This is a genomic window from Endozoicomonas sp. SESOKO2 (assembly GCF_024606245.1).
In the GTDB taxonomy this organism is placed as follows: Bacteria; Pseudomonadota; Gammaproteobacteria; order Pseudomonadales; family Endozoicomonadaceae; genus Endozoicomonas_A.
This window is the reverse complement of record NZ_JAHHPQ010000447.1, coordinates 1-3,946: the sequence shown is the minus strand read 5'-3', so window position 1 is coordinate 3,946 and position 3,946 is coordinate 1. Positions and strand designations below refer to the sequence as shown.

General features: G+C 44.9%; 3 protein-coding genes. All 3 read left to right on the top strand.

Annotated features, from left to right (window positions below):
* Positions 1-145: 145 nt before the first annotated feature.
* Positions 146-436: a hypothetical protein gene (locus KDK17_RS10155; protein ID WP_257255142.1), complete on the top strand. Its 291-nt coding sequence runs from the start codon at positions 146-148 to the stop codon at positions 434-436.
* A 260-nt stretch (positions 437-696) separates the two neighbouring features.
* On the top strand, positions 697-2,382 hold the full coding sequence (locus KDK17_RS10150) for an F-box/WD-40 repeat-containing protein (protein WP_257280981.1): 1,686 nt from the start codon (positions 697-699) through the stop codon (positions 2,380-2,382).
* A gap of 279 nt (positions 2,383-2,661) precedes the next feature.
* Positions 2,662-3,946: F-box/WD40 repeat-containing protein (locus tag KDK17_RS10145; RefSeq protein WP_257288003.1), on the top strand; the 1,285-nt coding region annotated here is incomplete at its 3' end.

Genomic DNA, 3,946 nt, shown 5'->3' with positions numbered 1-3,946 from the left:
GCCTTCAATCTTGGCGAGCTTTGTAGCTGAAACCCACAAGATAAATTCACCTTCTAATGATTTATCTTGTGTCTAGCGTAATTGACTTTGCGATTGTTGCAATTTTATTTGACTGTTGCTCTCACTCACTTGTCAGGAGTAAAGCATGAGCTTAAACGCTGAACAACCGCCCGAAACAGAGCTTGACCATATTCGGGACACCTTAACGGGTATTGTCAGCTACGCCAGTAAAACCCGTGGTGAAATGCACCGAAGGTTCGATCAGCAAGAAAAACGTTTTGATGAGCGAGATAAGCGTTTTGATCATCAAGACAAAGCGATTGCTGCACTGAAAGCAGATAACGCAGAGTTGAAAGCAGACATCGTAGAGTTGAAAGCTGACAATGTGGAAATCAAAGGAGCCTTAAAGCTCATTCTGTCCAGACTTCCCAGCTAACCGCCGCATGTACAAACGGTTCCAAAGGACTGTGAACCAAGGGTTATGTCGAGAACCCGATGACGATTTTACAGTGGTCTCTCAATGAGAAAGCTTTTTTCTATCATTTTCACGGATCAGAACTCTTCTTTTCCCGGGTTCCACTGACCTCAATATTTTGAACTTCCGCTTTAAAGCCGAGTCTAACAGACCTGATCAATTTTTAATGTCCTTTCTAAGCGAGGATAAATACTGACTTTGCAACCATAAAGGAATCAGACATGGGCCCAATGAACAACAATTCCAGCATTGGTAATTTACTCTCGCCAACACCTGAGCCACCTCAAGTGGAGGAAGCACCAACGGGTGTCATTGCAGGCAGAGACGTTACTGTACATGACAAAAATGGACCTTTATTGCCCGGCTTGCCCGAATTAATACATTTAAAGATTATTCGCTGTTTGAGTTTTCGAGAGATTACCCAATTTGCAAAAGTATGCAGATATTTTCACGATCTTGTTAAAAATGATAAAGCTCTGGAAAGAGCATGGAGTCGCCGGTTTCCTTCACCACAGCAATATCAACTAAAGACCCTCTTTAAGACAAAAGATGATCACCAACTCCGTGCTTGGTTGAAGCCGTTTGCGAATGAGGACGCCATCAAGTCGCTCATAGAACAACGAAAGAATGTTCATTTTCCTGCTCAATTACTTTTCACCAACAGTAAACTGATGTCTCTATGTGAAAAATTTAAGTTAGTGGAAAAAACTGTCATTACCCATGATGCAAAAATCATCGCTGCCACACTCAGTCCCGATGGCCGCTATCTGGCAACCGCCAGTCACGATAACACAGCGAAAATCTGCGGCCGGGGGACCGATGGATTATGGGAACTAAAAGACATCATTTCCCACGAGGAAAGCGTCGACTTTGCCAACTTCAGCCCCGATGGCCGCTATCTGGTGACCGTCAGTCGCGATAACACAGCTAAAATCCATGATCTTCAGGACGTTGGCTCATTGGGAGTAAAAGCCACCATTAACATTATTTTTGGACTTTGGTTCAGCTCAGCCACCTTCAGCAACGATGGTCGCCATCTGGTAGTCACCAGCGCCAATGACACAGTGAAAATCTATGGTCTGAAGGAAGATGATGGATCATTGGAAGAAAAAGCCACCATTTCCCATGATGTATTGGTCCTTCGACCCACCTTTAGTGATGATGGCCGCCGTGTGGTGACCGTCAATCAAAATGAGGTAAAAATCCGTAGTCAGGGGGACGATGGATCATGGAGAGCAGAGGACATTATTCATGAAACAGTTATCAACGAGGCCAAGCTCAGCTCCGATGGCCGTCATCTGGCGATCTGTAGTGCAGGTTTAGCTCTGAAAATCTATGGTCAGGGGGACGATGGATCATGGGTAAAAAAAATAACCCTTCAACACCAGCTCACCATCAGCTCCATCAACTTCAGCGCCAACAGCCGCCACCTTGTAAGTACCAGCTTAGATTGCACAGCGAAAATCTGTAAGCTGCATGACGATGGATCATGGAAAGAAATAACCAGAATTGATCATGATTATGGGCTGTACTCAGCCAACTTCAGCGCCGATAGCCGACATCTGCTGATCACCGGTTTTGTTGGCGGAACTGCAGAAATCTATGGCCTGCAGGCCGATGGATCCTGGGTAAAAAAAGCCGCCATCATCCACGAAGATTGCATCCATGGAGCCACCTTCAGTCCCGATAGTTGCCTTGTGGCGACCGCCAGTTTAGATTCCACGGCGAAAATTTATGGCCTGTGGGCTGATGGCACATGGGTAGAAAAAGCCGTCATTCGACACGAGAGTTCAGTCACCTCAGCCAACTTCAGTGCCGATAGCCGAAATGTGGTCACCGTCACTCACGATAACAAGGCGAGAATCACTGAACTCAAAGGAAAGATTGATGATCCGATGGACGTTTAAGCCACTAAAACAACCTGCAATTAAGCGTCTTTTTGATGATAACCGATTTAAAAACAGCATATATGTTGAGTACCTGACTACAACTTTTGCAGCGGGCTCTCAATAAAAAAGTTTCTCTCTGTTATTTTCCCGTATCAGTGCTCTTCTTTATCTGAGTTCCACTGACCTCAATATTTTTGAACTTATACTATAAAACCGACTCCAACAGATCGAATCCATTTTAAATGTCCTTTCCAAGCGAGCATAAATACTGAATTTGGAGCTACGGAGAAATCAGGGATGAACCCTATTAAGAGCAATTTCAGCATACACGAACCGCTCTCGCGAACATTTGAACAAACTCAGCTGGACGAAGCAGCAACGGGTGTCAGTGAAAGCAGGGACGTTACTCTGTATCACAACAATAACTCCCCATTCTTAGAGTTGCCCGAATTAATACATTCAAAAATTATTCGCTGTCTGGGTTTACGAGAGGTTACCCGGTTAGCAAAGGTATGCAAATATTTTCGCGATCTTGTTAAACAAAATATAGCTCTGGAAAGAGCATGGAATCGCCGTTTTCCTTCGTTTCCTTCACCACACCAATATCAACTGAAGACCACCATTAATACAAAAGATGAGCACCAACTCCGTGCTTGGTTGAAGCCGTTTGCAAATAAGGAGACTATTGAGTTGCTCATAAAACAACAAGAGAATATTCATTTTCCTGCGCAGTTACTTTTCACCAACAGTAAACTGATGACTCTATGTAAAAAATTCGAGTTAGTGGAAAAACTCGAAATTACCCATGGTGATAGAGTCTACGAAGCCAATTTCAGCCCCGATGGCCAACATCTGGTAACCGCCAGTCGCGATAAAACAGCGAAAATCTATGGTCTGGAGGATGATGGCTCGTGGAAACGAAAAGCCATCATTACCCATGATGAATGGGTCAGAACAGCCATTTTTAGCCCCGATGGCCGCTATCTGATAACCGCCGGTCACGATGCTACAGCGAAAATATATGGTCTGGAGGACGATGGCTCATGGGAAGAAAAAACCATCATTACCCATAATAATTACCTCGTTTCAGCCACCTTCATTGGTGATGGTCGCCGCGTGGTGACTGCCAGTTTTGGTGATTCGGTGAAAATCACTGGTCGGGGGAACAATGAATCATGGGAACTAGAGGACGCTTTTCATAAAAATACGATCTGCTCGACCCGGCTTAGCCCTGATGGCCATCACATGATAATTTTCTATGCTGTAAATTTCGTTATTGAAATCCATGGTCAGTCAGCTGCTGGATTATGGGCAGTAACATCTACCATTCAAACCGAGTCCGGAGCCCGCTCGGCCCGGTTCAGTGCCGATAGCTGCCATCTGGTCATCATCACTTTTGCTAGTACAGCGATAATCTGTGACCTGCTGGCTGATGGATCGTGGAAAAAAATGGGCACAATTAAACATGGTTTCTGGATCAAATCAGCCAATTTTAGCGCCGACTGCCTCCATGTGGTGACCGCCAGTGAAGATCATAAGGCGAAAATCCATAGCCAGAATGCTGGATCATGGGAAGAAAAAG